Source organism: Paraniabella ginsengisoli, from assembly GCF_022513635.1.
Classification (GTDB): Bacteria; Bacteroidota; Bacteroidia; order Chitinophagales; family Chitinophagaceae; genus Niabella; species Niabella ginsengisoli.
This window is the reverse complement of the sequence record NZ_JAKWBL010000002.1, coordinates 164,200-190,624: the sequence shown is the minus strand read 5'-3', so window position 1 is coordinate 190,624 and position 26,425 is coordinate 164,200. Positions and strand designations below refer to the sequence as shown.

Annotated in this window: 25 protein-coding genes and 2 pseudogenes; 19 read left to right on the top strand and 8 right to left on the bottom strand. The window is 39.1% G+C overall.

Features of this window, described 5'->3' with window-relative positions:
* From MKP09_RS12115 to MKP09_RS12095, 6 genes are all read left to right on the top strand, one after another.
* Complete coding sequence (locus MKP09_RS12115; protein ID WP_240830264.1) at window positions 1-828, top strand: RagB/SusD family nutrient uptake outer membrane protein; 828 nt, start codon at window positions 1-3, stop codon at window positions 826-828.
* Window positions 829-920: 92 nt separating this feature from the next.
* Entirely contained in the window at window positions 921-1,637 is a 717-nt protein-coding gene (locus MKP09_RS12110) for a RagB/SusD family nutrient uptake outer membrane protein (RefSeq protein WP_262915345.1), read from the top strand.
* Window positions 1,634-1,957, top strand: a complete 324-nt coding sequence (locus MKP09_RS26090; protein WP_317235339.1) for a RagB/SusD family nutrient uptake outer membrane protein — start codon at window positions 1,634-1,636, stop codon at window positions 1,955-1,957. The genes MKP09_RS12110 and MKP09_RS26090 overlap by 4 nt, the downstream gene beginning before the upstream one ends.
* 78 nt (window positions 1,958-2,035) lie before the next feature.
* Entirely contained in the window at window positions 2,036-3,301 is a 1,266-nt protein-coding gene (locus tag MKP09_RS12105; RefSeq protein ID WP_240830263.1) for a DUF4959 domain-containing protein, read from the top strand.
* A 23-nt stretch (window positions 3,302-3,324) separates the two neighbouring features.
* Complete coding sequence (locus tag MKP09_RS12100) at window positions 3,325-4,173, top strand: DUF4998 domain-containing protein (protein WP_240830262.1); 849 nt, start codon at window positions 3,325-3,327, stop codon at window positions 4,171-4,173.
* The gene (locus tag MKP09_RS12095; RefSeq protein ID WP_240830261.1) at window positions 4,152-4,985 is read left to right on the top strand and encodes a hypothetical protein; all 834 of its coding nucleotides are present in this window, start codon (window positions 4,152-4,154) and stop codon (window positions 4,983-4,985) included. The genes MKP09_RS12100 and MKP09_RS12095 overlap by 22 nt, the downstream gene beginning before the upstream one ends.
* A gap of 76 nt (window positions 4,986-5,061) precedes the next feature.
* Here the strand turns inward: MKP09_RS12095 and MKP09_RS12090 are convergent, their stop codons facing one another.
* The 7 genes and pseudogenes from MKP09_RS12090 to MKP09_RS12055 all read right to left on the bottom strand — a co-directional run bounded on the left by MKP09_RS12090 (window position 5,062) and on the right by MKP09_RS12055 (window position 11,597).
* Window positions 5,062-5,577 carry a YggS family pyridoxal phosphate-dependent enzyme gene (locus MKP09_RS12090; protein WP_240830260.1) on the bottom strand — a complete coding sequence of 172 codons (516 nt, stop codon included), beginning with the start codon at window positions 5,575-5,577 and terminating at the stop codon, window positions 5,062-5,064.
* A 260-nt stretch (window positions 5,578-5,837) separates the two neighbouring features.
* On the bottom strand, window positions 5,838-6,053 hold the full coding sequence (locus MKP09_RS12085) for a hypothetical protein (protein ID WP_240830259.1): 216 nt from the start codon (window positions 6,051-6,053) through the stop codon (window positions 5,838-5,840).
* Window positions 6,050-7,141, bottom strand: coding sequence for a M60 family metallopeptidase (locus tag MKP09_RS12080; RefSeq protein ID WP_240830258.1), 1,092 nt, complete (start codon window positions 7,139-7,141; stop codon window positions 6,050-6,052). The genes MKP09_RS12085 and MKP09_RS12080 overlap by 4 nt, the downstream gene beginning before the upstream one ends.
* Window positions 7,142-7,242: 101 nt before the next feature.
* Window positions 7,243-7,425, bottom strand: coding sequence for a hypothetical protein (locus MKP09_RS12075; protein ID WP_240830257.1), 183 nt, complete (start codon window positions 7,423-7,425; stop codon window positions 7,243-7,245).
* A gap of 345 nt (window positions 7,426-7,770) precedes the next feature.
* A pseudogene (locus MKP09_RS12070) lies at window positions 7,771-8,405 on the bottom strand (HAD family hydrolase).
* 258 nt (window positions 8,406-8,663) lie between these two features.
* On the bottom strand, window positions 8,664-9,818 hold the full coding sequence (locus MKP09_RS12060; protein WP_240830254.1) for an acyl-CoA dehydrogenase family protein: 1,155 nt from the start codon (window positions 9,816-9,818) through the stop codon (window positions 8,664-8,666).
* Between the two features lie 126 nt (window positions 9,819-9,944).
* The gene (locus MKP09_RS12055) at window positions 9,945-11,597 is read right to left on the bottom strand and encodes a DEAD/DEAH box helicase (protein WP_240830253.1); all 1,653 of its coding nucleotides are present in this window, start codon (window positions 11,595-11,597) and stop codon (window positions 9,945-9,947) included.
* 552 nt (window positions 11,598-12,149) lie between these two features.
* Between MKP09_RS12055 and MKP09_RS12050 the strand changes: the two genes are divergently transcribed.
* The 6 genes and pseudogenes from MKP09_RS12050 (at window position 12,150) to MKP09_RS12025 (ending at window position 19,172) form a co-directional block, all read left to right on the top strand.
* Entirely contained in the window at window positions 12,150-14,405 is a 2,256-nt protein-coding gene (locus MKP09_RS12050; RefSeq protein WP_240830252.1) for a PSD1 and planctomycete cytochrome C domain-containing protein, read from the top strand.
* A gap of 47 nt (window positions 14,406-14,452) precedes the next feature.
* The gene (locus tag MKP09_RS12045) at window positions 14,453-14,674 is read left to right on the top strand and encodes a twin-arginine translocation signal domain-containing protein (protein WP_240830251.1); all 222 of its coding nucleotides are present in this window, start codon (window positions 14,453-14,455) and stop codon (window positions 14,672-14,674) included.
* Window positions 14,593-15,898, top strand: a pseudogene (locus MKP09_RS12040) (DUF1501 domain-containing protein). The gene MKP09_RS12045 and the pseudogene MKP09_RS12040 overlap by 82 nt, the downstream one beginning before the upstream one ends.
* A gap of 73 nt (window positions 15,899-15,971) precedes the next feature.
* A complete protein-coding gene (locus MKP09_RS12035) occupies window positions 15,972-16,994 on the top strand; it encodes a 6-bladed beta-propeller (protein ID WP_240830250.1) in 1,023 nt (340 codons plus the stop codon).
* A 21-nt stretch (window positions 16,995-17,015) separates the two neighbouring features.
* Window positions 17,016-17,540, top strand: a complete 525-nt coding sequence (locus MKP09_RS12030) for a DUF2231 domain-containing protein (protein WP_240830249.1) — start codon at window positions 17,016-17,018, stop codon at window positions 17,538-17,540.
* 75 nt (window positions 17,541-17,615) lie between these two features.
* A complete protein-coding gene (locus MKP09_RS12025) occupies window positions 17,616-19,172 on the top strand; it encodes a chitobiase/beta-hexosaminidase C-terminal domain-containing protein (protein WP_240830248.1) in 1,557 nt (518 codons plus the stop codon).
* Between the two features lie 64 nt (window positions 19,173-19,236).
* On the opposite strand, the gene MKP09_RS12020 is transcribed toward MKP09_RS12025, so the two are convergent.
* Window positions 19,237-19,449 carry a hypothetical protein gene (locus MKP09_RS12020; RefSeq protein WP_240830247.1) on the bottom strand — a complete coding sequence of 71 codons (213 nt, stop codon included), beginning with the start codon at window positions 19,447-19,449 and terminating at the stop codon, window positions 19,237-19,239.
* A gap of 129 nt (window positions 19,450-19,578) precedes the next feature.
* On the opposite strand from MKP09_RS12020, the gene MKP09_RS12015 reads away from it, so the two are divergent.
* From MKP09_RS12015 to MKP09_RS11985, 7 genes are all read left to right on the top strand, one after another.
* Window positions 19,579-20,157, top strand: a complete 579-nt coding sequence (locus MKP09_RS12015) for an RNA polymerase sigma factor (protein ID WP_240830246.1) — start codon at window positions 19,579-19,581, stop codon at window positions 20,155-20,157.
* Window positions 20,157-20,612: a hypothetical protein gene (locus MKP09_RS12010; protein ID WP_240830245.1), complete on the top strand. Its 456-nt coding sequence runs from the start codon at window positions 20,157-20,159 to the stop codon at window positions 20,610-20,612. Before MKP09_RS12015 ends, MKP09_RS12010 begins: the two co-directional genes overlap by 1 nt.
* Window positions 20,567-21,286, top strand: coding sequence for a S1C family serine protease (locus MKP09_RS12005; protein ID WP_317235338.1), 720 nt, complete (start codon window positions 20,567-20,569; stop codon window positions 21,284-21,286). The genes MKP09_RS12010 and MKP09_RS12005 overlap by 46 nt, the downstream gene beginning before the upstream one ends.
* A gap of 227 nt (window positions 21,287-21,513) precedes the next feature.
* On the top strand, window positions 21,514-21,900 hold the full coding sequence (locus tag MKP09_RS12000) for a carboxypeptidase-like regulatory domain-containing protein (RefSeq protein WP_240830244.1): 387 nt from the start codon (window positions 21,514-21,516) through the stop codon (window positions 21,898-21,900).
* A complete protein-coding gene (locus tag MKP09_RS11995; protein ID WP_240830243.1) occupies window positions 21,813-22,220 on the top strand; it encodes a TonB-dependent receptor plug domain-containing protein in 408 nt (135 codons plus the stop codon). The genes MKP09_RS12000 and MKP09_RS11995 overlap by 88 nt, the downstream gene beginning before the upstream one ends.
* Before the next feature lie 113 nt (window positions 22,221-22,333).
* Complete coding sequence (locus MKP09_RS11990; RefSeq protein WP_240830242.1) at window positions 22,334-24,688, top strand: SusC/RagA family TonB-linked outer membrane protein; 2,355 nt, start codon at window positions 22,334-22,336, stop codon at window positions 24,686-24,688.
* Window positions 24,689-24,778: 90 nt separating this feature from the next.
* Window positions 24,779-26,395, top strand: coding sequence for a SusD/RagB family nutrient-binding outer membrane lipoprotein (locus tag MKP09_RS11985; RefSeq protein WP_240830241.1), 1,617 nt, complete (start codon window positions 24,779-24,781; stop codon window positions 26,393-26,395).
* The last annotated feature ends 30 nt before the right edge of the window (window positions 26,396-26,425 follow it).

Here is a 26,425-nt window from a genome sequence, read left to right as displayed (position 1 = left end):
ATGAACCGTACGAAAATAATTATTGCGCTATTTGTTTCGTTAGTTGCCATATCCTGTAAAAAATATCTGGATATAGTACCCGACAATACGCTGAAACTCGAAAATATTTTTAATACAAGAGAAAACGCATGGGAAGCTTTAGCCAAAGTTTATAGCTATATGCCACAAGATGATAAAGTGCATTTAACATCCTGGACTTTGGGCGATGAATGGGTTGGCCGTTTAGACCTGAACAATAATACAGGAGACCTAAGGGCCATGCGCATTATGCGTGGGTTGCAAACAGAATCAGACCCCCAACTTGGACTTTGGTCTGGCACGCAGGGAGGAAAAAAATTGTACGAAGCCATCAGGCAGGCTGATGTATTTTTAACTAATATCGACCAGGTAAAGGATATGACAGAAACCGAGCTTAAAGATTGGAAAGCCCAGGTGAAAATGCTGAAAGCCCATTACATGTTTTTATTGATTGAAAGATATGGACCTATTGTTATCCCTACAGTGACGGCATCAGCCGAATCAGAAAAAGAAGAACTTTTCATTCCCCGTTCAAAAGTTGAAGACTGTTTTAATTATGTAATCAATTTAATGAATGAAGCTATTCCTGACCTTAAAGAAAAAGCCAACGCTACTGAGTTGGGACAAATTGACCAGGTGGTAGCCAAAGCCATTAAAGCAAAAATTTTATTTTACCGAGCCAGTCCTTTTTTTAACGGCAACCAGGAATATTTTGGCGACTTCTTGGATCATGACGGGCAACCTTTTTTCCCATACAATATGACAAAGAAAAATGGAAAGCCGCTATTGATGCTATTAACGAAGCGATAGCCATTGCCGAAACAAACGGCCATGGCCTATATACTTACGAAAGAGAACCTTATATATACGACAGGGAAGCTTTTGAAAAGAATCCTCAGCAAATGAAAAAACTGTATGATCTACGGATGCTTATTTGCGATCCTTGGAATAAAGAAGTTGTATGGGGTTATTCAAATTTAGACTATTACAATCAGGGAGAATTGGCACATGGTTCTAATATCAGGCTTCCGCCGGGTTATGGAGATGGTGTGGTAAATACGCCTGCCTATTCGTGGCAATGGATGGCAGCAACTTATCAAATGGCAGAACGCTATTACACTAAAAACGGACTTCCGGTTACAGAAGATCTCACGTTCGATATGAATAAAAAGAACGAACTGGTAACAACACCCGGCCAAAGCGAAGAGGCTTATACCCCGCTATTTGGCATTATGCAGCCCGGTGTTCAGACCGTACGATTATATTTGGATAGAGAACCCCGTTTTTACGCTAACCTTGGCATTACTGGCGGATACTGGAGAGCGCATACTGTAAGAATCAACACCATTATGTTTGCAAATACCGACGGTGGGTTCAACTCTTCACAACATACCACAGATTTCCTAGCAACAGGAATAGGAGTACAAAAATTAGTACATCCCGAATCTCAATCCAACGCCTGGCAAAGGGTGATCCATTTCCCTTATCCACTTATTAGAATGGCTGACTTATATCTGATGAAAGCAGAATCACTCAACGAATATTCAGGCCCATCAGGCGAAGCGTACGAAGCTGTAAATAAAGTGCGCAGGCGTGCAGGCATTCCGATTTACAAATAGTTTGGAGCGATCCATCACTTGCACGGACACCTAATAAACATCTTACCAAGGAGGGATTAAGGGATATAATACTGCAGGAACGCTCTGTAGAATTTGCCTTCGAAGGCCAGCATTTCTGGGATATGTTAAGGCATAAAAGAGCAGTAGCTGAATTCTCTGCTCCGATCTGGGGATGGAATCATGCAGGTACCACAGCTGCGGACTTCTTTGTATTGTCTATAAAGCAGCAGCGGAGATTCACCATCACAGATTGTTTAACACCAATCGATCTGAATGAAATGAACACCAACGGGAACCTTATTCAGAATCCGGGATGGTAAACATTGTTCGGTTGTAATAAGATTAGAACTATCAAGTAATACAACACTTCAAAAGTGTGTAAGCATAAAAATTTAGAAATGAAAAGTAAAATATTCATATTGCCGCTATGCCTGCTGTTTTTTATAACCTGCAAGAAAGTAGAACGGTTCGAGTCTGAAAAAGATGACAGCACGCCTCCGGGCAAAGTAACGTTAAGAGAATACAAACCTTTATATGGAGGAGCGAGGTTTTATTATACAATACCTCCGGATAAAGATTTGCTGGGCGTAAAAGCCGTTTATACAAAGAAGGACAGTAAATCTTTTGAATTTTTGGCCTCCTATTTTGTAGACTCACTAGATGTGTATGGATTTGGAAGTACGGATGAGTACACCGTTCAGTTATTTGCGGTTGATCGGGCAGGAAACTCGTCCGATCCGGTTGAAGTGAAGGTTGTACCCCTGGAACCCGCTTATAAAAGAGTAGCAGAAACTATTACTGCTAAAGCAGGTTTTAGCTCTTTCTTTTTAGATTGGACAAACGAACTCGAACAGAATGTAAATATTTATGTGGATTATTCATTTACACAAAATGGTGAAAATCGAAACTTAACTACAGTTTTTTCATCTAACCAGCTCACAGATAGAAGGTTTGTTAGCAATCTCAGATTAGGAACGAATGGAAAAGTAGATGTAAAAGTGCGAGTTGAAGATAAGTTTGGTAATATTACTGAAAGCCTGGACAAAGGACAGCTTACGCTACTCGAAGACATTCAAATACCAAAAACGAATTGGATATTGCCTAACCCCAACGATTCGATTGGAGGAGTGCCAATGGTTTTCGGAAACGGTCTCGAAGGCAGAAATGCAAAGGTAATTGATGGTATTATCGACCGTGGAGATAACCTGAATTTTATGCACACAGCCAGCAGAGGGCGTACAGGAAAATCAGCAAATGGCAATATGCCATGGAATTTTATTATAGACTTAGGCGACTATTATGAAATCAGCCGCATCATCACAACGCAACGCCATTCTGGTGGTTTAGCAAACGTAAACCGGGGACAATATTATCAAAGCGAAAACGTAGGCTTGTATAATATTTATATCTGGGACGATGCAACTCAGGCCTGGGAACTTGTAACACAACATAAAATACCGGTACCTAACGGACTTACTGAACTGGAATTTGTAAAACTGGGAGAAGCCGGAGATTTGGCATATATGTACCCTGATAATCCTGCTTATACTAAACGTACCAGATGGTTTAGATACGAGGCTTTGAAAAGCTTCAATGGCAACTATACATTAGATGATGCCAACTGTCTTTCTGAAATAACTTTATTCGGTCGCAAGGCTCAATAATAAAATATTATAAAATAGTTATTATGTATCAAAAACAATATTTACTGCTGCTTGTATTTGTATGTTTTATTTTATCCTGCGGTAAAATGTACGACAACATTGATCAATATACTGGCGAAACCGTCTATCCGGGCAGATATGACACCATTATAGGACATATAGGATTTGAAAGAGTAGAAATTGATTTAATGAAAGCCGGAAGAATTCCTTCAAAAAATATAAAATTAGGCAAGGCGATAAAAACCGTCATTGCCTATGATAACAAAGAGGTGGTTATAGATTCATTGGTATCCTGGGTAAATATAACCGGTCTTGAGCTATCAAAACTATATCGCTTCACCGTATTTACTATTGACGACCAAGGCAATAAATCGGTACCACAGGAAATTGCTTTAATACCATACACAGAAAGCGATCTAGCTTCTCTAGTTGTGCAGCCTCCACAGGTACTCGCTTCGCAATCCTCAGCCATACTTACCTGGCCGGGAGGATTATCTTCTATTTTGCTAGACTATTATGGGTTACAGTATGGTTATACTGATAAAAACAGTGTGCGAAAAGAAGGCGCAGGAGCTGCCAATCCTCGCATATTCGCCTTTAACCTGCAGTCGGGAAGCACGGTCAATTTCGATTTGAAATATAAAATTATTCCCAAAGTAAATGGAACAGCAATACTTGATACTGTAGAACTTTCGCAAACACTTCCTATTGCGGTACCTTTAGGTTCGAGTACTTTTTCCCCAGTAGAAAAAGCTTCTTTACAAGCTAACAATATCACCAATTTTACTGTTGGTTCAGTAGCAACTGTAGAAAATCTTACCTGCCTGTTCACACCACTACCTTTCAGGATTTGTTCTATTTTACATCTTTAAAAGAATTGGATCTTACCGGAGGAGCTATTTTTGAGATGACAAAAACAAGCTATAATGCTAATGGAGTTTCCGATGTAGTTGGTGGTGGCACCTTGGTACCCTTCGCACGCCGGGCAGGCAATATGCCCACTAATAATGCCCAGTATTTGATTGACCTATTAGAAGCGGGTACATTAACCAAGGTAAAGTATATTCCAAATTCAATGGGCATTGACGACCTCCTTGCACCCTACATTAGCAACGGAAAAGTAGAACTTGTAAATAATAAACCTGATGAGGCCTTTGTTGATTTTAGGTTTTTGCTGGATGGAAGGGTACAGACAAATGATTGGAAAATGAGCTTAGAGGCACCAGCATCAGCACCACCGGCAGGTACAGACCTACAAAATGTAATTAAAGCAACTTTAGAATCTAAGAATAGCTCATTTGTATTGAGCCTGCCTAAAGAATACGAATTTGATATGCAACAGTATAAATATTTAAAGTTTAAGGTATATGCACCCAAAAAGGCGGATGTATCAGGCACCTATGATGTTTATAAAAGGCTGTGGCCACGCGTTATGAACTATATGTGGGCGTATCCTCAGGAAAGTACTTTCGGCCAGCAATATTGGGATAACGGCAAAGATAGTTATACCATCAGCGATGCTAATTTAGAAAAATGGATTGATGTAACAATTGACTTTTCTAAAGCTATAGGTAGACATAACAGGGTAGTAGTAATAAATATTGGTGGAGAGCCTTCACTAACATATGAGTCATCAAAAACAATCACTTATTACTTCTCCAACTTCAGGTTTACTAAAAACTAATTTTAATTGATAAATAAAAAACACCTGGTCTTATAAGCCAGGTGTTTTTTATTTATTGAACTTGTCTATCACAAAACTAAATTCTAGCCCCAAAAAGCAGGCTACCAATCCGCACCATGGTACTCCCCTCTTCTATCGCCATTTTATAATCGCCGCTCATGCCCATGGAAAGAATTTCTGATTTCAGATTTGAGATTTGAGATTTTCCCAGTCGATCGAACATCGCTTTTAATTGTTGAAACTCGCTACGCACAATAGCTTCATCATCGCTAAAGCTTGCCATTCCCATTAAGCCTTTTATTTGAATATTTTTTAAAGCACCAGCTTTTTCAAGTATCTCATTCAACTCTGTTTCATTAAGCCCAAACTTAGTTTCTTCCTTTGCAATATGTACCTGCAACAAACAATCTATGATCCGATTATTTTTTGCAGCCTGCCTATTGACTTCCTTTAACAGATTGAAACTATCCACTCCATGTACCAGGTTCACAAACGGAGCAATATATTTAACTTTATTACTTTGCAAATGACCGATAAAATGCCAGCGAATATCACCCGGTAATTGCGGCTGTTTTTCTACAAGCTCCTGCACATAGTTCTCCCCAAAATCTCTTTGTCCTAAATCATATAAAGCTTTATATCTGTTACCGGTTTTATTTTAGAAACAGCAACAAGCGTTACGTTTCCAGGCTTCAGGTCTGAAATAATCTGCTGATATGCTTTAATATTTACTCCCATAGTCTGAATTAAGTTTTTCAAAAGTAAATAACAAATACTGAGTACAGCAAATGAACATAAAAAAGCCCGGCTATAAAATATGCCAGGCTTTTTATGTTTTTATAAACTAAAATATTAATCTTCCAATGTTGTCAAATCGACTTTAGGTTTTGGTAAGTTCATGGCCTTAATTTCAGACCTACATTTATCCGCCATTTCCTGTGTTAATTCATATTTATAATTTCCATAATCACCAAACTCAAACGCTCCAACATAAAAGAAACCATACTTATCAAAAAATTCTGTAAGATCTGTCTTACTTACTTCGCAGGCCGTTTTTACAAAATTCAACTGGTACGGGGCTGGATTGTTCCCACGGTCGCCCCAACCGCCAGATCTGCGGCCACGCTGCCCACTTTTTCAGCATTGCCCTGCTTTCTGAACGCTTCAAATAAGTCAGGATAGAAATCAGGATTGTTACCAGCGCCAGTAAAATACAATTGCAATTGCCAAAAGGGTATTAAGCGGTTAAATACGTCTTTATCCTGCAGGTAACAAATCTTACGCGCGATAATGCTATCTCTTGCTTTTTGATAATTTTTCTGCTCACTTGCGCGGCTTTTATTTCCAAATGAAGTAGTTCCATAAAGAGAAAAGATATTGTTACTTACTTCACCTAATCCGCCCCAATTCAAATAAGGCCGCAATTGATGCACATGGCCCACTTCGTGACTAAAGCCCCAGCAAGGATCGCCTTTAATTACACGCGCCGGGTCTACCACTAACGCCATTGCATTGCCTGGGTCAGTACCCATGTAAGCTACACCATCTCCATCCCGAAACATATAATAATTGTAGTTAACACGGGCCAGAATATGATTATCGGGTACGCTATTGTATTTAATCAATCCCAATATACGATGCTGACGATACACCAGTGAATCATAATTAGCGATCAATTCAACGCCTTTACCGTAAGCATATTTCTTACAGGCTTCTGCAGGATAAGCAATTTGAATATGCCTTCCTTTCGCATCAATGATCGGATAAACAGCATTATCAATAAGTTTATTCCAATCGTCGTTATTATTTTTTGCAACATCAAAATAGCCGTTCACTTTCGCATTTACAAAATGCACTTTGATGGACTTTTCCTTTTCAGGCTCATCAGAATAAAAATCTATATAGGCCAATCCATCATTTTTTTTAACGTCAATAATATTAACACCATTTCGCAATACAAACCTTTGCTTATGTATACCCCATCCTGCCGGATCTTCTGTGGGTTTTATTCCCTCTGGTGCGCGACGATTCCAATTAGGCACCAGCAACCCTATTTCATTTGCGTCATTAATTCCGTCAACCAAAACAATATGTTTTCCTACCGGTAAATAAATCCCTGTAATACCTTCATATTTACTATATCCATCACCTATCATTAATTGTTGCCCTAAGGTAGTTGGCGCTAACCAGGCTTTATAATCAGCAATCCTGTAATCAGTTTTATAGTTTTTGTTTAATAAGGCCGTAGCGGTTTGCTTTAACTGAGGATTTTGTATTTTTTCAATATCTGATTTCTTAACACCTTTTTTAAAGATGTAGCCATCGGGCTTTCAAAGATCATAAGGTCTTTGTAGATGTCACTTATTTCCTTAGCCGATTGCGCGTAACTGTTAAGTAGTGCAAAAAGTGCAACTGTAAGGAGGGTCAATTTTCTTTTCATGTGTATAATATTTTGCTGTTGTGGTTCAGAAACGCGTGCGCAATATGCTGCACGAAACATTCTTCGTGAAAGATAAAACTTATGCAGAAAGCAAAATTGTGCAAACGGTTGTACAACTTAGTAATTGTGACAAAACAACTTCCCTATTTCTTACTAAATACAAACCACGTAGGCATATAGAGAATATCATATTCAAAAGAAAACATGAAGACACATATTTTTTGATAACGTAGACACTATAATCCGCCTTCGGCGGATACTATATGCCTTAACAAAGAATAAATCTATGCGCCTATGTGATTAAGTTATTTCGTCGAAGCTCCTTAAGCAATGCAGTATTAAAACTCACATTGCAAAGTCGGTAAAATCCTTATGAAAGGATATAATATTTCTTTGATTGAACTCATCTTTGTTATGCATTGTAGTAAGAACAACACAATCCATATTAGCATTTAAGGCTGCATCAACTCCTTTAGGGGCATCTTCAAAAACCAAACATTCTGCAGGCGCAATGCTTAAAAGTGTAGCACATTTTAAATAAGTTTCAGGATCTGGTTTACTACGCACAACATCATCCGCGCTAACTATAGCATCAAAATAATGGCGAATTTGGAGACCGTCTAAAACAAAATCTATATTAAACATAATAGCCGCAGAACCAATAGCCATTTTTATTCCTTGCTTGTGATATGTATTTAGTAGTTCAGCTAATCCGTCAATTAATTTCAAATGTGGCGCAAACTCTTTCTGGTACTGCTTCTCCTTAGCAACGCTCATCTTATTTTTTCTTCAAAAGAAAATTTTCCAGGAAAGATCCGTTCCAGTAATTCATGATTCTTACCATAACATTCTTCTTTCGTGCGCTCTATTGATATACCTGCACCCAGGTCATTCAAAATACGATACCATGCTTTGATATGGTAACTCATGTCATCTATCATTGTCCCATTCAGATCAAACAAAAAAGCCTTATAACGCATGAGGCAAATGTAGATATGTAATATCTAAATCACGATCTTTTCATTTCAGTTTTTTCAATGGATTTGTTTCAACTTTATTGAATCGGCTGTAAATATAACTCATCTTCCTTGCCACGCTCGCTTGTGCATCACAATATTGCTCATCCTATATGTACGCTCCGAATAAGACATCCCAAGTTAAAAACCTGGGATGTCATATTGGTGATGATCCGCCCAATCATATAAATCATCCCAAATACTTTCGGAACATAGTTCAGATTATTTCAAAATCCCGCGGCTAATAACAATACGCTGCACTTCGCTGGTACCTTCATAAATCTGTGTAATTTTTGCATCGCGCATCAGGCGTTCCACATGGTATTCTTTTACATAACCATAACCGCCATGCACCTGAACTGCTTCAATTGCAGTCCACATCGCTGTTTCAGAGGAATATAGTTTAGCCATAGATGAACTGATAGTGTAATCTTTATGATTGTCTTTTTCCCAGGCAGCCTTTAAACAAAGCAACCTGGCAGCATCAATTTTCATATGCATGTCAGCTAGCTTAAACGCAATAGCCTGGTGGTTCATAATTTCTGTTCCAAAGGCTTTACGTGTTTTTGCATATTCTTTAGCCAATTCATAAGCGCCGGATGCGATGCCTAGAGCTTGGGATGCAATGCCAATACGGCCTCCGGCCAAAGTCTTCATGGCAAATGCAAAACCAAAGCCATCATCTCCCACCCTGTTTTCTTTCGGCACTTTCACATCAGTAAACATAACCGTGTGCGTATCGCTACCGCGAATACCTAATTTATTTTCTTTTGCACCAACCGTCACTCCAGGCCAATCTTTCTCAACAATAAGCGTATTTATCCCTTTCGATCCTTTAGCCATATCAGTTTGTGCCATTACTAAATATACAGATGCTGAACTGCCATTGGTGATCCAGTTTTTTGTACCATTCAGTAAATAATAATCTCCTTTATCTTCGGCAGTTGTTCGCTGCGAAGTGGCGTCGCTGCCGGCTTCCGGTTCGCTTAGCATAAATGCACCGATATATAATTCACCATCTTTTTTCCCTTGCGCTAAAGGTGTCAGGTATTTTTGCTTTTGCGCTTCCGTTCCATAAGCTTCCAATCCATAACAAACAAGGCTATTATTCACGCTCATGCACACACTAACACTTGCATCAACTTTTGATATTTCTTCCATCGCCAATACATAACTGATCGTATCCATGCCTGCTCCTCCATATTTTTCTGGCACCATCATGCCTAAAAAACCAAGATCGGCAAGTTGAGAAATTTGTTCCTTTGGAAATTTTTGTTGCTCATCCCGCTCAATAACGCCAGGCAGGCATACGCTTTGTGCAAAATCGCGGGCGGCTTTTTGTATTATCAGTTGCTCTTCGGTTAATTCAAAATTCATACAGCTTTTGTTTCTATAAATATAATGCATGGTATTTTATCATAAATAAAAGTTGATGCAGTTCAAGTATAGTCACAAAAAAGCCGGAACAAACTGCTCCGGCGTAATAATTATTTTGTGATATGTTTATTTACGTCTTCCGCCGCCGCCGCCAGTGGCCGCATCATTCATACGGATTTTTCTACCACGATAGTTTTTTCCGTCCATTGCCTGGATCATTTTTTTACCGGCAGCAGGATCGATTTCAACCCAGCTATTCATTTCTTTCATATCGATATTGCCCAATACGTCTTTTTTCAACCCGCTCATATCAAGTATAAACTGAAGGAAGCTGGCTTTATAAAAACCATCTTTAGTTCCCAGATTTACAAACAAGCGTTGATAATTTCCGTTTCTTGCAAATGGTTTACCAGTTTGTCTTTCACGAGGCCCTTTCGCATCTCTTTCCCTGTCATTGCGCTGGTTAAGATCAGCGGCGTTTTCATAATACTTCAAAAATCTGTCAAACTCTAATGCTGCCACGCGCTGTAAGATTTCTTCTTTTTCAACGCCTTCAAACTTTTCTTTCAACACAGGAAGATAAGTTTCGTATTCACCGTGGCTAATATCAGCCTTCAACATCTTATCAATAAAATGGAAAAACTGCTTGCGGCAAACATCTTTGCCACTTGGTATATCCATTTTATGAAACTTATTATTTACCAGCTTTTCAATTTGTCTTAAACGATATACTTCTCTGGGTGTAACGATAGAAGTAGAAACTCCACTTTTCCCAGCCCTACCTGTTCGTCCGCTTCTATGCGTGTACACCTCAGTGTCGTCCGGCAATTCATAATTAATTACGTGCGTGATATCCTTCACATCAATTCCTCGTGCTGCTACATCAGTAGCAATCAATAATTGCAACGATTTTTCGCGGAAACGACCCATCACTTTATCACGCTGCGCCTGTGTCAAATCTCCGTGCAATGCATCTATATCATAACCTTCACGTACTAATTGTTCGGTTATATTTTGAGCGTCGGCTTTTGTTCTGGTAAAAATAATTCCATAAATACCAGGATTAAAATCGATAATCCGTTTTAATGTTTCGTAACGGTTTACATGCTGCGTTGAAACATACTGATGATCGATATTACTATTAGTAGAATTCATTTTGCCAACAGAAATTTCTGCCGGCTTATCCATAAAGCGCTTGCTTACCTGACGAATTTCAGGGGGCATGGTGGCACTAAACAACCACATACTGTGGCGATTCACGGTTTCTTTAAGAATAAATTCAATATCCTCTTTAAAGCCCATGTTCAGCATTTCATCTGCCTCATCAAGAACTACGTAATTGATATCTTCCAGATTAATTGCTTTCCTTTCGATAAGATCTATTAATCTGCCCGGAGTAGCAACTACCACATGCGTACCTCTTTTCAAATCGCGAATCTGCAGGGTTATAGATGTTCCTCCATATACGGCAGTTATACCTACTTTGCTTTTACCGGCAAATTTTTCGAGATCGGTCGTTATTTGCAGGCATAGTTCTCTTGTTGGACATATAATTAACGCCTGTGGTATGCGCTGGCTTTTATCAATTAACTGTATTAATGGCAAACCAAATGCCGCAGTTTTACCTGTGCCTGTTTGCGCCAAACCCACAAAATCTTTTGTTCCTTGTAGTAAAACTGGAATAGCTTGTTCTTGTATTGGGGTTGGGGTAACGAAACCAATGGTTTCAAGAGATTGAAGTAATCCTTCCTCAATCCCTAACGATTCAAATGTTATCATAAAAAGACTGCAAAGGTAATATAAACAACTAATAGATTAAATTTTATTATCAGTCATGCACTCAAAGCATACAACTTATAAAACGAGTGCTGTTCCTGTTTCATTCTCTTTTTAAATGAGCTAGATATTATATAAATATTAAATAAATAATTTATTATCAATTGATTAAAAAATAAGATAGCAGCGTTTTTAAGAGATTTATACCTTACTCTCAAATTAGTTTGTTACACTTTTGGCTGAAGGGGATTTGTTTTTTTCTATTCCAAGCTATCGACCTCTTAACAATAAAATGCATATTATCATAGCATAATCCATCATTTTTACAGTAAAGTCCATTTATAAAAATGGATATAACAGGTAATTTTACAAGAATCTTCGATTGCATTATTATGGGAATGCTAATTAGCTCGCAAAGCTTTCGCCTTCCAAAACACGCAATTTATATATGAAAATAGTCCAAAAAATATGCATTACCTTTAGTGGGATGAAACTTCAGATTGCAATTGCATCTATTATTATAGTAGCAGTAACTCTCCTATTTGCTATTTCTGCTTGCGAAAACAAATCAAAAAAATAGCGAAATCAGATAAGATTAGTTATAACTATGATGTCCGTCCGATACTTTCAGACAAATGCTTTGCCTGTCACGGGCCTGATAAAAACAAACAGGAAGCAGGATTTCGTCTGGATATTGAACAATTTGCCAAAGCGCCATTAAAAGAAACCAAAGGTGCATTTGCTATTGTTCCTGGCAAACCCGATTCTTCAGAACTTATAAAAAGGATCACTTCTACCGATCCTGCCTATCAAATGCCAACGCCGGAGTCTCACTTGGGTTTATTAAGCGAGCAAGAAATAACCGTATTAACGAAGTGGATAGAGCAGGGGGCTAAATATGAAAAACATTGGGCCTTTACATCCCCTGAAAAAGCAACATTACCTGAAATTGACGATAAAGACTGGGCCAGAAACGAGATTGATTATTTTATTGCGGATAAAATGCAATTAAAAGATTTTAGTCCCAGCGAAGAAGCTGATAAAGAAACCCTGCTAAAAAGAATATCATTAGACCTTACCGGCCTTTTACCCAATTTACAGCTGCAGAAACAATATGACGCAGACAAAAGCGAAGATGCTTATGAAAAAGCAATTGACAAGTTGATGGCTAGTCCTCAGTTTGGAGAAAAAATGGCCATCCATTGGTTAGATGTTTCCAGGTATGCAGACAGTTATGGGTACCAGGATGATGACCGCAGAACGCAATGGCCCTACCGCGATTGGGTAATTCATGCCTTTAATAAAAACATGCCTTATGATCAATTCCTGACATGGCAGCTTGCAGGCGATATGTTGCCCGACTCATCAAAAGAAAAAACTCTGGCTACAGCATTTTTGCGCAATCATAAATATACCGAAGAAGGTGGTGTAATTCCCGAAGAATACAGGGTTGAGTATAATTTAGATAAGGTAAAAACTTACACAAAAGGTGTATTGGGCCTTACAGTTGAATGTGCCCAATGTCACGACCATAAATATGATCCCATTTCGCAGAAAGATTATTATAAAATGTTTGCCTTTTTTAATAACAGCAAAGAAAAGGGACTCGAAGGATTGGTGGGTTCCGAACCTGCTAAAACCCCAATTCTAAAACTCTCTGATTACGATACTAAGAACCTGCTAAAATTTATCAACCGAAAAGATACGGGCACCATACAGGTGTCGGTAATGGGAGAACTGGAGGACACTATGCGCACAACCTATATTTTGGAAAGAGGTGTATATGACCAGCATGGTGAAGTAGTTACAGCTGGCGCACTACCTGCAGTAATGGATTTTGATACAACTAAATATCCTAAAAACAGGTTAGGCCTTGCAAAATGGACAATAGACAAAAGAAATCCACTTACAGCTCGCGTATTTGTAAACCAGATGTGGGAACAGCTTTTTGGAAAAGGCATTGTTAAATCCATAGGTGATTTTGGAATGCAGGGAAACCTTCCAACCCATCCCGAGCTTCTTGATTGGCTGGCTGTTGACTTTATGGAACATAAATGGGATATAAAAAGACTGATCAAAAAGATACTAATGTCTGCCACTTACCGGCAATCATCTAATATTAAAAAAGAACATTTAGAAAAAGACCCCGATAACCTTTTCTATGCCCGCGCTCCACGCATCAGGCTTCAGGCAGAAACTATCCGGGACATGGTGTTAGGAAGCAGCGGATTATTGATCAAAGAAATTGGTGGACCAAGCGTAAAACCTTATCAACCTAAAGGACTTTGGGAAGGTGCAACTTCAGGACGCGGAACACTGACCGTTTATCGACAGGATAATGGCGAAGATTTATATAGAAGAGGTATTTACACGTTTATCAAACTTACGGTACCTCCACCTTCGATGATTATTTTCGATGCCAGCAACCGCGATCAATGTGAGGTGCAAAGAACCAATACCAGCACACCGCTTCAGGCCCTGGTAATGATGAACGACCCTACCGTACTTGAAGCATCAAGGGTGTTTGCGGAAAATCTTTCTGAAAAAGAAAAAGATGCGGATAAAGCTATTAATACAGCGTTTCAAAGTATCATCTGCCGCCAGCCAGAGACTAAAGAACTTGACATATTGAAAAAATATTATAAAGATCAGCTAAACCTATTTAGCAAGAAGAAAGAAGTGGCACAAAACGTAATTGATGTTGGTGAATATCCCCACAAAGGCAATCCTACAGATATTGCTAAAACCGCTGCCCTGATGCGTGTGATAACCATGATCTACAACATGGAAGAGGCCATAGTGAAAGTGTAATATTAGATGACAGTGACAGATAAAAGTTGACGGACCAAAAAAATAAAATGGAAAAAGAAATTATAGAGCACAGTCTTAATGTAAACCGCCGCCGGTTTCTGACTAAGTTGGGAATGGGTATTGGAGGTGCTGCATTGGGCAGTTTATTAATTCCAGATTTTTTTCAGCAAAAGATACCGAAGAAGCAATTATATCAGGCCTGCCGCATTTTGCTCCTAAAGCAAAGCGCATTATATACCTGTTTCAAAACGGAGGTCCATCTCAATTAGAGACTTTTGATCCCAAGCCCAAATTGCGCGAAATGCAAGGTCAGGATCTGCCGGAATCCATACGACAAGGGCAAAGGCTTACGGGCATGACAGCTAATCAGGCCAAATTTCCGCTGGCCGGCAGTGTTTTTAATTTTGATCAATATGGACAAAACGGCGTATGGGTGAGTGAACTGCTTCCCTACTTCAAAGATTGTAGATGATTTGTGTATTATCAAAAGCATCCACACTGATGCGATTAATCACGATCCGGCCCTTACGTTTTTTCAAACGGGCGCCCAGGTAGGCAACCGTCCTAGTATGGGAGCCTGGCTAAGCTATGGGTTGGGTAGCGAGAACAAGAATCTCCCGGCTTATTGCGTACTGCTTTCTAAAGGAAAAGGAAATGGCCAGGGCGTATATTCAAAACTTTGGAGCAATGGATTTTTAGATTCGATTCACCAGGGCGTGCAATTTAGTAATGGCGAAAATCCTGTTCTATATCTGAATGATCCAGATGGAATGGCTAAAGAAGAAAGAAGAAAAATGCTTGATAATCTTGCTGAATTAAATAACGAGGGTTTTGAGGACGCAGGCGATCCGGAAATAAAAGCAAAGATACAACAGTACGAAATGGCCTATCGCATGCAAACTGCCGTGCCAGAGGTTACCGATCTTAGTAAAGAACCAGAATCGATCATTAAACTTTATGGGCCGGAATGTCTGGTTCCGGGCACTTATGCTGCCAATTGTTTGCTGGCAAGAAAGTTATCTGAAAGCGGAGTGCGCTTTGTGCAAATATATCACCAGGGCTGGGACTCGCACGGCAACCTGCCAAATGAAATGAAAGGCCAATGTAAAGATACAGATCAGGCATCGGCAGCCCTGGTAACCGATCTTAAACAAAGAGGTATGCTTGACGAAACGCTGGTGATCTGGGGCGGAGAGTTTGGGCGTACGAATTATAGCCAGGGACCATTGACAGCAACCAGCTATGGTCGCGACCATCATCCGCGCTGCTTTACTATGTGGATGGCTGGCGGTGGCGTAAAGCCAGGGGTATATGGAGAAACAGATGAGTTTGGTTACAACATTGTATCAAATCCAATTCACGTACATGATTTTCATGCAACAGCTCTTCATTTAATGGGACTTGACCATGAAAAGCTGGTGTATAAACATCTGGGGCGCCGTTACCGGTTAACAGATGTAGCGGGAAAAGTTGCAAAAGATTTGATTGCTTAATTCAAGATGACAAATGATAGTTGACGGTTGACAAGACTGTCCATCTATTATCTGTCATCTGTCAACTAAAAATATGAACAGGAAAACATTTCTGCAAAATACTGCTTTAAGCGTAACAGGTGCTATGTGTGTACCAGAATGGTTGATAAAGAACGATGTGATTTTGGGACACGGAAGCAAACGATATAAAATCAATACCAAGTGGAGCCGTGCTGATGTAGCCAAAAATCCGGTTAATGATTGCCATGAAATGGTACAGGATAGTAAAGGCCGCATTTTGCTGCTTACGAATGAAACCAAAAACAATGTAATTATTTATGATAAAAACGGCAAATACCTTAGCTCATGGGGAACTGAATATCCCGGCGCACACGGGCTTACGCTGTTTAATGAAAACGGAAAAGATGTGCTTTTTATTTGCGACAATAAACGCCATCAGGTTGTTAAAACAACTATCGATGGCAAAGTATTATTAACGCTTGATTATCCTAAAGAAACCGGACAGTACACAAAGCCTGAAGAATATGTTCCTACAGAAACAGCTATTGCACCAAACGGAGACATTTACGTGGTAGACGGATATGGAAAAGATTTTGTGATCCAATACAATCATAAAGGAGCATACATCAGGCATTTTGGCGGCAAAGGCGATCAGCCTCAACACCTACTCAATGCGCATGGCATTTGTATTGACAATCGAAACAAAAAACCTATTCTTATAGTAACATCAAGACAACAAAATGCTTTCAAGAGATTTACATTAGACGGAGTTTATATTGATACCATTGAGATGCCGGGAGCCTGGGTTTGTCGCCCGGTAATACATGGCGATTTTTTATACGCAGCCGTTTTACAAAGCAATAATAGGCAATCACAAAAATCCGGCTTTGTTACCATTCTTGACAAAAACAATAAAGTAATATCAAATCTTGCAGGTAGCGAGCCAACATACGAATCTGGTAAGTTGCAGGAAATGTCTCAAAGCGTTCGTGCGTTTGATTATCCGCATGACGTTTGTATCGATGACGAAGAAAATCTTTATGTAGCACAATGGAACTCGGGTAAGGTTTATCCATATAAATTAGAATTGGTATAATAACAGGAAAACAAATCGTATATGAAGCAGTGGAAATGGCAAAGTATCATTTTTAATTTTTGTATCGTTCTCAATTGCCTTTTACTTTTTCTATTGATTTTTGGAAATCAATTTATAGTACCGACGTTTTTACAGACATTCGGAAGAGCGCATCCATTGGTACTGCACTTTCCTATTGTTTTATTGTTGCTGGCATTTCTCTTCGAAATGCTTATTGTATCACCAAAGCAGGCAATGTTAAAAGACATTGCAGACTGGTTGTTGCTTGCCGCTGCACTTACAACGGTAGTGGCAGCTTTAATGGGGCTTTTCTTATCGAAAGAGGAAGGATATGAGAGCAATGCCATTGATGTTCATAAATGGACTGGTGTAGCTTGTGCCTTCATCAGCTTTATGTGGTATGGATTAAAAGAATCAATTCGAAAAAAAAATAGCTACCACAGCTATTGGCCTATGCGCTACGATCGTTTTGTTGATTGCCGGTCACAAAGGTGCCAATATTACACATGGAGAAGATTTCCTTTTATCACCAATACTTGCTTCTAACGAACAGCCAGCTGTTCCTTTGGAAGACGCAGTGATTTATGCGCACCTCGTTCAACCTATTATTGAAAAAAATGTATGAGCTGTCACAACACCAGTAAAGCCAAAGGCGAGTTGATTATGGAAACAAGAGAACTGCTGCTTAAAGGTGGGAAGAACGGAAAGTTGTGGGACACTACTGCTGTTGATTTGGGGCTGATGATGCAACGCATTCATTTACCTGTTGATGATGAAGATCACATGCCTCCTAAAGGAAAACCACAATTAACAGAAGAAGAGGCTCGTATATTACATTTATGGATAAAAGACGGAGCAAGTTTTACTAAAAAAGTAATCGAATTACCGGGCAACGATTCCTTGCGAGTACTTGCTGCGACCTTCTTTAAATCTCCAGATGTTGAAGTGTATGATTTTGCAAGCGTAGATGAAGGCACCATTACCCAGTTGAATACCGAATACAGAGTGATCACTCCGCTTGCTACTGCATCTCCGGCCCTTTCTGTTAACTTTTATGGAGTGGCGCAGTTTAAAAGTGAACAGTTAAAAGATCTTGACCAGATCAAAGACAATATCGTCTCCCTTCACCTGGCTAAAATGCCGGTTAAAGATGAAGACCTGAAAGCAATTGGAAACTTCACTAATTTAAGAGATTTGAATCTGGCATTTACAGCTATAAAAGGAGATGGATTAAAATATTTAACAAGCCTGAAACATCTAAAGCAATTATCGCTTTCGGGTACAAGCGTAAGTGCCAACCAGCTTAAGCCTTTAATGCAAGTAAAAACATTGAAATCGGTAAAAGTTTGGAATACGGCTATTTCTAATAAAGATGTTGCATCGTTAAAGGCAAACTTTCCTAACACAAATTTTGGCTTGGGATATAACGGTGATACTGTAATAGCTAAGTTGCCTACTCCATTTATAAAGGCTGACAAGGATAAAAATATATTTAATAAGACTTCAGTTATAACGATTAAAAGCCCGATCGGTGGCGCCAGTACAAGGTACACATTGGACGGCTCTGTACCCGATAGCATAAGCTCGCCAGTATATAAAAAACCTTTTTCTATTAATAAATCTACCATTGTCAACGCAAAAGTTTTTTTGAAAGGATGGATCAGCAGTGACAACGCATCTTCCGGTTTTTATAAAAGTGGGTTGAAGCCGGATAGTATTCATTTGCTTACAGATCCAAATCCACGTTATATTGTTAAAGCTAAAAAGGGAAAAGCGTTTTTTGATGAAACTTTAGGATCCACCAATTTCAATACAGCTGAGTGGGTTGGTTACAAAGACAATAACCTGGAGGCATATTTACTTTTCAAACAGCCGGTAAATATTAGTTCTGTAAATTTCAATATGCTGGTAGATGCAGGAAGCTATATTATGCCACCTGCTGAAATTCAGGTTTGGGGTGGCGAAAACACCGAATCGCTCCAATTACTTTCCAAAACAACACCCCTTCAACCTACTTCCAACAGCTCTTCTCACCTTGAAAATTTTACGGCGACGTTCCCTATTAGCAGGCTAAAAGTGATCAAACTTATTGTAAAACAAGTTAAAAGTCTTCCCAACTGGCATCCTGGTAAAGGCGAGAAGGCCTGGATATTTTTTGACGAAATATTTCTGAATTAAAATAAAAAAAGCCATTCCGTTTCCAGAATGGCCCTCTATATTGCTTGCCGAATAAAATCTGTTATTAACGAACAGTCGTATCAGTTGGAGTGGTAGTTGTATCCAGGTTAACCATCGTATCGGTAGGGTTAACAGGAGGATTCCCTAAAGTGGGATCAATAGCTGAACTATCCGTAGTCACCAAAGTTGTATCTTCAGTGCTGTCTCCATCTGCTGCATTATTACAAGCTACAAAGCCTAAAGAACTGATTGCCAATAAAAAGAATAACTTTTTCATAAATTTTGAGGTTTAGGGGTTAAAATAGTTAATACCATTTCCAGTAAATAGTAACCCTTAGAAATAAATATTTTTTTCTGACTGAGAAAGGGTTACTATTTTTAAAAATTAGTATTAAAATATCATAGGTTGAAAGATTCTACATTAGAACAGGAATTAAGTTTATTGAAAGGATTAGCTCGTAACGACAAAAAATCGGTTGAAGTGATCTATAGCCAGAATTATAACCTGGTTCAATCACTGGTAGTGAATAATAATGGAACCATTGACGATGCCAAAGATATTTTTCAGGAAGCGATGATGGTTTTATTTGATAAAGCACGTTCGGGAAGTTTTGAATTAAATTGCCAGATACGTACCTATCTCTACTCTGTAGCCAGAAGGCTTTGGTTAAAGAAACTGAATCAGAGCAACAGGCGCAATATCGATTTTGATGATACCAACGAAACACAGATAACTGTTGAAGATGATGTTGTAGAACATGAACAGAAAGATGCAGAATTTGATATGATGCATACAGCTATCAACAATTTAGGAGAACCTTGTAAAAGTTTGCTGGAGTCGTTTTATTTTAAGAATAACAGTATGCAGGAAATTGCAGAAAGTTTTGGTTATACAAATGCCGAAAATGCAAAAACTCAGAAATACAAGTGCCTGATGCGTTTAAAGAAAATATTCTTTTCTCAATATAAAAATCCGATTAAGTGATGAATGATCAACAAAATAATATTATACTGTTAGATGCCGTTGAACGGTATATAATGGGTGATATGAATCCTGACGAGCGGCTTCATTTTGAAAATTTACGCAAGGCAGATAGTGAAGTAGATCAAATGGTGGTTGAACATACTTTGTTTGTTCAAAAAATGAACCGTTTCAACCAATGGCAAAAATTCCAGACTTCGTTAAATGAAGTTCATCATAGTCTTTCAGCACAAGGAAAGATTGATGCGGAAAAACCTAAAGGCGGCCGGGTTCTTTATATATTTAATAAATTTAAAAAGACTGCGGCCATTGCAGCATCCATCGCAGGCATCACAGCCCTCATTGTTAGCGGAATTGTCGGATCCGTAACACCAAAAGCCCCTACAAATCAGTTTGAAATACTGAAAAAGATATTAATACACTTGCTCAGAAATCAAGAATTCAGGATAGGGAAATAAAAAATCTTAAACAAAATGGTGTATCTATAACTACACCAGAAATTCCTTATACAAATAGTGGCACTGGCTTTTTAATTGATGGGAAAGGCTATTTAGTTACAAACAACCATGTAGTTGCTGAGGCTCAAAATGTAGCCGTTCAAAATATTGATGGAAAAGAATTCATTGCAAGAGTGGTATACAGCAACGCTGAAACCGATATAGCCATTGTTAAAATAGATGATCCTGATTTTAAGCCTTTGCCCGGCACACCTTATAGTTTCACAAAGAAAACAAGCGATCTTGCTGAGCCTATATTTACCTTGGGTTATCCAAGAGAAGAGATCGTATATGGTCAGGGTTATTTGAGTTCTAAAACCGGCTATAATGGAGATACAATGAGCTGCCAGATAGATATACGTGCCGACAGAGGTAATAGCGGAAGCCCTGTTTTAAATAGCGACGGAGAAGTTATTGGCATTTTAAATGCAAGACAGAAAGATGCTGAAGGTGTGGCTTTCGCTGTACAAAGCCGAAGTATCTTTAATGCGTTAAATGATTTAAAAGTTAAAAAAGGCGGAGACGCCGCTTTAAAAGATATTAAACTGAACACCAGGAGTTCGCTTACTGGCTTGAAAAGGCCACAGCAAACAAAGAAAATAGAAGACTATATCTATATGGTGAAAGTGAACTGAGGCGACTAAAGCCAAAACCGGATAAGCGCTACCGTTTGTGTAGCGCTTTTTTATGTGCATAAAAAAACATAGGATAATCCATATTATCCATTGCATAATCAATACTTGCGATTGACTTTTAACATTATTTTTAATCTTATTAATAATTTTAAAAACTTTCGAAAAAAATGAGATCTTTCAAACTATTGCTTTTGCCGCTATTAATTCTTTTTTATAGCGTCCAGACTGTGTACGCTCAAACATCCAGTACGGCTTCGGGTGTAATTAAGAACAATTCGGGGGCGCCGATTTCTAATATCACCATTACAGAAAAAGGAACTTCTAACGTTACAATGTCTTCCCAGGACGGAGCCTTCTCACTTGCGGTAAATAACAATGCCGTACTAGTGATATCCGGCGTTGGCTATGTTCAGCAAGAAATATCCGTAACAGGAATGAAGGATATAGAGGTAATATTAGAGCAATCGACGGATGAGTTAAGCGAGATTGTTGTTACAGCGCTTAATATCAGCAAGGAAAAAAGGCTTTGTCTTATGCTATTACAGAACTTAAAGCTGATCAAATTACCAAAGCAGGTACCGACAACCTCGCTTCTGCCCTACAAGGCAAAGTAGCCGGCTTGCAAATATCAAATACTTCCGGTGGGCCTATGGGTGGCACCCGCATTAACCTAAGGGGGATAAATACGCTGGATGGATCTCAAAGACCTTTAATTATACTTGATGGTGTTCCATATACTGATGATGAGGACGGATACTCCAACAGGGGCTTTGCCAACGGAATGAAGGGGTCTTTGATTAACAATATAAATCCAGAAGATATTGCCAGCATAAGCGTGTTGAAAGGTGCGAATGCTGCTGCTTTATATGGCTCTCAGGCTTTAGGCGGTGTTATAATTATCAATACCAAAAAAGAAAAGCAGGTAAAGGAATAGGTGTAGAAGTTCGTTCTGATTTTACAGTCAACAAACTGGCTTACTTCCCTGAAAGGCAAACCGAGTTTGGGAATGGTTCGCTGCCTTACTTCACAACATTTAATGCAGACGGTGTGCCTAAATGGATATCCAATACTTCATCCTTAAATTTCGGGCCGGAACTGGACGGAACTATGGTTGAGTGGTGGGACGGACAGATTCGGCCGTGGGTTGCTCAACCTGATAACTTTAAAGATTTGTATAATGATGGGTTTACAAATACCAATAATGTAAGTCTTTCAAGCGGATTTGAGAAAGGAGGATTACGCTTCTCCATGACCAACTTTAATTATAAAGGTTTCTTACCTAATATGAAACAAGGTCGTAATACGGCAAACCTGAGCGCAAATTTCCAGATTAGCCCAAAAATAAAACTGGAAGCATCCGTAATGTACACCATTACTAATACGCAAAATCCGCCAGAACGGTTAGATAGGGGTTCTAACTTCCCTATGCCGATTAACGAAATAACCAGCTTGTACGAAGATCATTATAAAAGTGCTCAGGGATATTATTTATCCGATTCTTTACGGAAATATGTTAACGGTAGCGTAAGAGATAATATTATACTTCCTTTATTATGGGGGCAGCGAGAAAACAGATTTAATAACAGAGCCGAACAATTGAATGCTAGTGTTAGGGTAAATTATCAAATAGCGAAACCTGTTAGCCTTAATATTATTACCGGAACCACCCGCAATAATGAAGTTACGGAAACAAAGCAAAAGTGGATGCAATACTCCGATCCGACTTCTTCAAGCGATTTACAAGGCCAGTACCGGGTAAGCCAGGGTAACAGTTACCGAAATTATTTACAAGGCTTTTTAAATTTCAATCATGGACTTGGTGAAGATTTCAAACTTTCTCTTTCTGGTGGAGCTACAATCGACAACCAATATGGAAACGTTACAACACAAAGCACCAACGGATTAAAATTTCGTGATGTTTTCAGCTTAAGCAATAATAAAGGAACCCCTAACGCACCCAGCGGATCTCAAGGTGGCGAGGCCTTGTATGCCGTTGTTGGAACGGGTGAATTAAGTTTTAAAAATTATTTATACTTAAACGCAACAGCCCGCAATGACTGGTCTTCTAAATTACCTGATTATAGCCGTAGCTACTTCTACCCTTCGGTGGGGCTTAGCTTTGTTGCATCCGAAGCATTTCAGTTACCAAAAGCCATTACTTATCTAAAATTCAGGGCATCGCAGGCAGTGGTAGGTAATTCAGTGCCTAGCAGATATTTTGCCAGTGCTGGTTTTAGTTATGGAACCTACCAACTACCCAATGGCAGTACCATCATAAATAGCAGTATCCCTACATCAATCCCGCCGGTTTCAGTAATAGCAGAGAAAAACTACTCTACCGAATTTGGTACTGAAGCATCATTTTTTCGTTCAAGGATACATGCTGACCTGACCTTCTATTTCAATAAAGGAAAAGACTTGCTCAATTCAGTTAATGTAGCCCAATCAAGTGCTGCTCAAAATTTTCGTATAAATTCCGGATCTGTATCTAACCGTGGTTTTGAATTTCAACTGGACGGAGACATTATAAGCAATCAAAATATTGTTTGGAACATGGGTGTAAATGGTACAACTATCAAGCGTAAAGTGCTTACTTTGGCTGCAGGACTTGAAGAACGCCTATTAGGCAACCCATTTGGAGCGGCTTTCAAAGCTGTACCGGGTAGTGAACCTTATACTATTTGGATGCGTAAAATTGCGAAGGATGAAAATAATAACATCATTGTTTCTGCAAACGGGTTACCGAAATTTAATTCTGAATTAAGTTTTATTGCAAATGGCTTACCCAAGTTTTATGGAGGTATCAGTAACCAACTTTCATATCGTGGAATTTCACTTTATGCGCTCCTGGATTATTCTTATGGGGGCCACATGGTTTCTTACACAAACAATTATTTATTATCGAGTGGTGTTGGTAAGGAATCCTTATTTGGAAGAAATACCGAGTATGGTGGATTAACGTATTATAACGACGGAACCAAAAACATACTTTTAGAAACCGGACAAACAGCGCCTTCAGGCTTTATAACTCGTACAGATGGTATTATTGTTGACGGAGTAAAAGAAAACGGATCTGCAAATGATGTAATTCTTTCTGCAGCGAGCTATTATTCTAACCGTTATGGAGGCACCTCTTCTGAAGAATCTGTTTATAAAAACAATTTTATAAGACTGGGAGAAATTGCGCTAACCTATACCTTACCGGAAAATATAGTTTCCAGAATTGGCATACAGGGGCTTTCAGTTTCTTTTATAGGCCGCAACCTTGCTTTTTTACATAAAACCCTCCCCAATATTGCTCCTTCCAATAGTATGGGTACTAATTCTATTAACTCCGCATTTGAGTACACAGTTAACCCATCATCAAGAAATTTTGGAGTTTCAATTAAAGCAAATTTATAATCAGTCCCTAACAAAATATCAATCTAAGATATATAATAAGGCGTTCTTCCACAAAATCAGTGGCGTTGCCGCGAATTAAAACAGTTACGAATGAAAAAGATACAATTAATAATACGACCTCTCATTACAATGCTCACAGTAATGATGATATTTGCCTCATGCCAGAAAAAGCTCGATAATTTGTTTCCCAACCCGGACGCGTTTACATCTGTTCAGATTGAATACGTACTACCTACAGCCATCAATAATACCTTAAGGGTACCGTATGGTGATGTATATACTTATCACATCGGTAAATTTGGTCCGATGTTGCAAAATATGGCTTTTAACAGCGATCCTGTAAGTGGGGATTATTATAACATACGTTCTGACTTAGGAGCATGGGGAGCGTATTATACGCAAAAAATGAACAACCTAAAAGGTATAGAATATATTTACTCCCAGCTTCCAATAGAAGAACAGGAAGGATATAAGGTGTACCTGCCCATTGTAAAAATACTGGAGGCCTATGCCACCGCACAGGCAACCGACGTATACGATGACATGCCGTATAGCGAAGCTTTCACAGGAATAAGTATAATTTTTGGCGGTACTGGTGCCAACTTAACTCCGAAATTCGATCCACAAAGCGAGATCTATTATGCTATGTTAGCCGATTTAAAACAAGCTGCAGCAGATTTATCTTCCATCACGCTTCAAGCTGCTCAATACGATGCTCATAGAGTTTTACCAGCACAGGATATTTTGTTTGGGGGTAATCTTTCAAAATGGGTAAAATTCGCTAACTCCCTGCGCTTACGATACGCCATGCGAATTTCCGAAGCGGATCCGGCGCGTGCAAAAATGGAAGTGCAGGATTTGATTACGTCCAACGCGCCATTAATCATGTCTAACGCAGACAATGCAGTGCAAACCAGCGGTCCAAATGCCAATGGAACAGGCGGCGCCGGACAGACTTACGTGAGAGCCTTATGGGAAAGGCAGGCAAACCTTTATGCTCCTAAAGTTATGGTAGACTCGATGAAGTCAGCTACCGATCCAAGACTATTGGTAATGTATGTGGTGCCTGGCCAGGCCAGCGCCAGCACTTATACTAATTATGAGGGTTTACCCGGATCATTTGACGCCCGCACCGGATTAGATTTGACGAGAATAGCCAAGTTTGATTCAGTTGCTTTTGTTCAAAATGGCAACCTGCTAAGCGGGGTTGCAATTAATGCTTCGGATGTGCAGTTTCTTTTAGCCGAAGCTTATTTTAAAGGGATTGCAGGCGCGGCTCCTGATATGGTTAAGGCAAGACAATACTATGAAGATGGCATGAAACTTTCAGTTGAGTTTTATTATAACATCTATATTAATAGCAGCCTCACATCCCGCCGTCGAATTACAGCACAGCCTTCAGCATCAGCCGTAGCTGCTATGATTGCATCGCCTGCTTATGCATTTAATGGCGCAAAATTTATGGAACAATTAGCCATACAAAAATGGATCCATTTCAGTTTTCTGGAAATGGATGAAAGCTACGCAGAGTTCAGAAGGCTGGATGCATTGAAACTTCCAGTAGATATATTCCAGGGACAGAATGTTACGCGTTTCCCTGTAAGATACGAATATCCAACTTCCGAGTCTTCTTCGAATGCCGCCAATTATAGTGCCGTTTCGGCTAAAGATAATGACAATACCAAGGTTTGGTGGGATAAAAATTAATTCGTTATTTACTTGATATTAAAAACGGTT

Excerpts from the sequence above, each read along its gene's own strand:
- MKP09_RS12080 (WP_240830258.1), bottom strand. The coding sequence starts at position 7,141 with ATGATAGGTGATGGATATAGTAAATATGAAGGTATTACAGGGATTTAT.
- MKP09_RS12100 (WP_240830262.1), top strand. The coding sequence starts at position 3,325 with ATGTATCAAAAACAATATTTACTGCTGCTTGTATTTGTATGTTTTATT.
- MKP09_RS12020 (WP_240830247.1), bottom strand. The coding sequence starts at position 19,449 with ATGAAAAAGTTATTCTTTTTATTGGCAATCAGTTCTTTAGGCTTTGTA.
- MKP09_RS12010 (WP_240830245.1), top strand. The coding sequence starts at position 20,157 with ATGAATGATCAACAAAATAATATTATACTGTTAGATGCCGTTGAACGG.
- MKP09_RS12045 (WP_240830251.1), top strand. The coding sequence starts at position 14,453 with ATGGAAAAAGAAATTATAGAGCACAGTCTTAATGTAAACCGCCGCCGG.
- MKP09_RS12115 (WP_240830264.1), top strand. The coding sequence starts at position 1 with ATGAACCGTACGAAAATAATTATTGCGCTATTTGTTTCGTTAGTTGCC.
- MKP09_RS12105 (WP_240830263.1), top strand. The coding sequence starts at position 2,036 with ATGAAAAGTAAAATATTCATATTGCCGCTATGCCTGCTGTTTTTTATA.
- MKP09_RS12025 (WP_240830248.1), top strand. The coding sequence starts at position 17,616 with ATGAGCTGTCACAACACCAGTAAAGCCAAAGGCGAGTTGATTATGGAA.
- MKP09_RS12035 (WP_240830250.1), top strand. The coding sequence starts at position 15,972 with ATGAACAGGAAAACATTTCTGCAAAATACTGCTTTAAGCGTAACAGGT.
- MKP09_RS12060 (WP_240830254.1), bottom strand. The coding sequence starts at position 9,818 with ATGAATTTTGAATTAACCGAAGAGCAACTGATAATACAAAAAGCCGCC.
- MKP09_RS12075 (WP_240830257.1), bottom strand. The coding sequence starts at position 7,425 with ATGAAAAGAAAATTGACCCTCCTTACAGTTGCACTTTTTGCACTACTT.
- MKP09_RS12110 (WP_262915345.1), top strand. The coding sequence starts at position 921 with ATGAAAAAACTGTATGATCTACGGATGCTTATTTGCGATCCTTGGAAT.
- MKP09_RS11985 (WP_240830241.1), top strand. The coding sequence starts at position 24,779 with ATGAAAAAGATACAATTAATAATACGACCTCTCATTACAATGCTCACA.
- MKP09_RS12055 (WP_240830253.1), bottom strand. The coding sequence starts at position 11,597 with ATGATAACATTTGAATCGTTAGGGATTGAGGAAGGATTACTTCAATCT.
- MKP09_RS12030 (WP_240830249.1), top strand. The coding sequence starts at position 17,016 with ATGAAGCAGTGGAAATGGCAAAGTATCATTTTTAATTTTTGTATCGTT.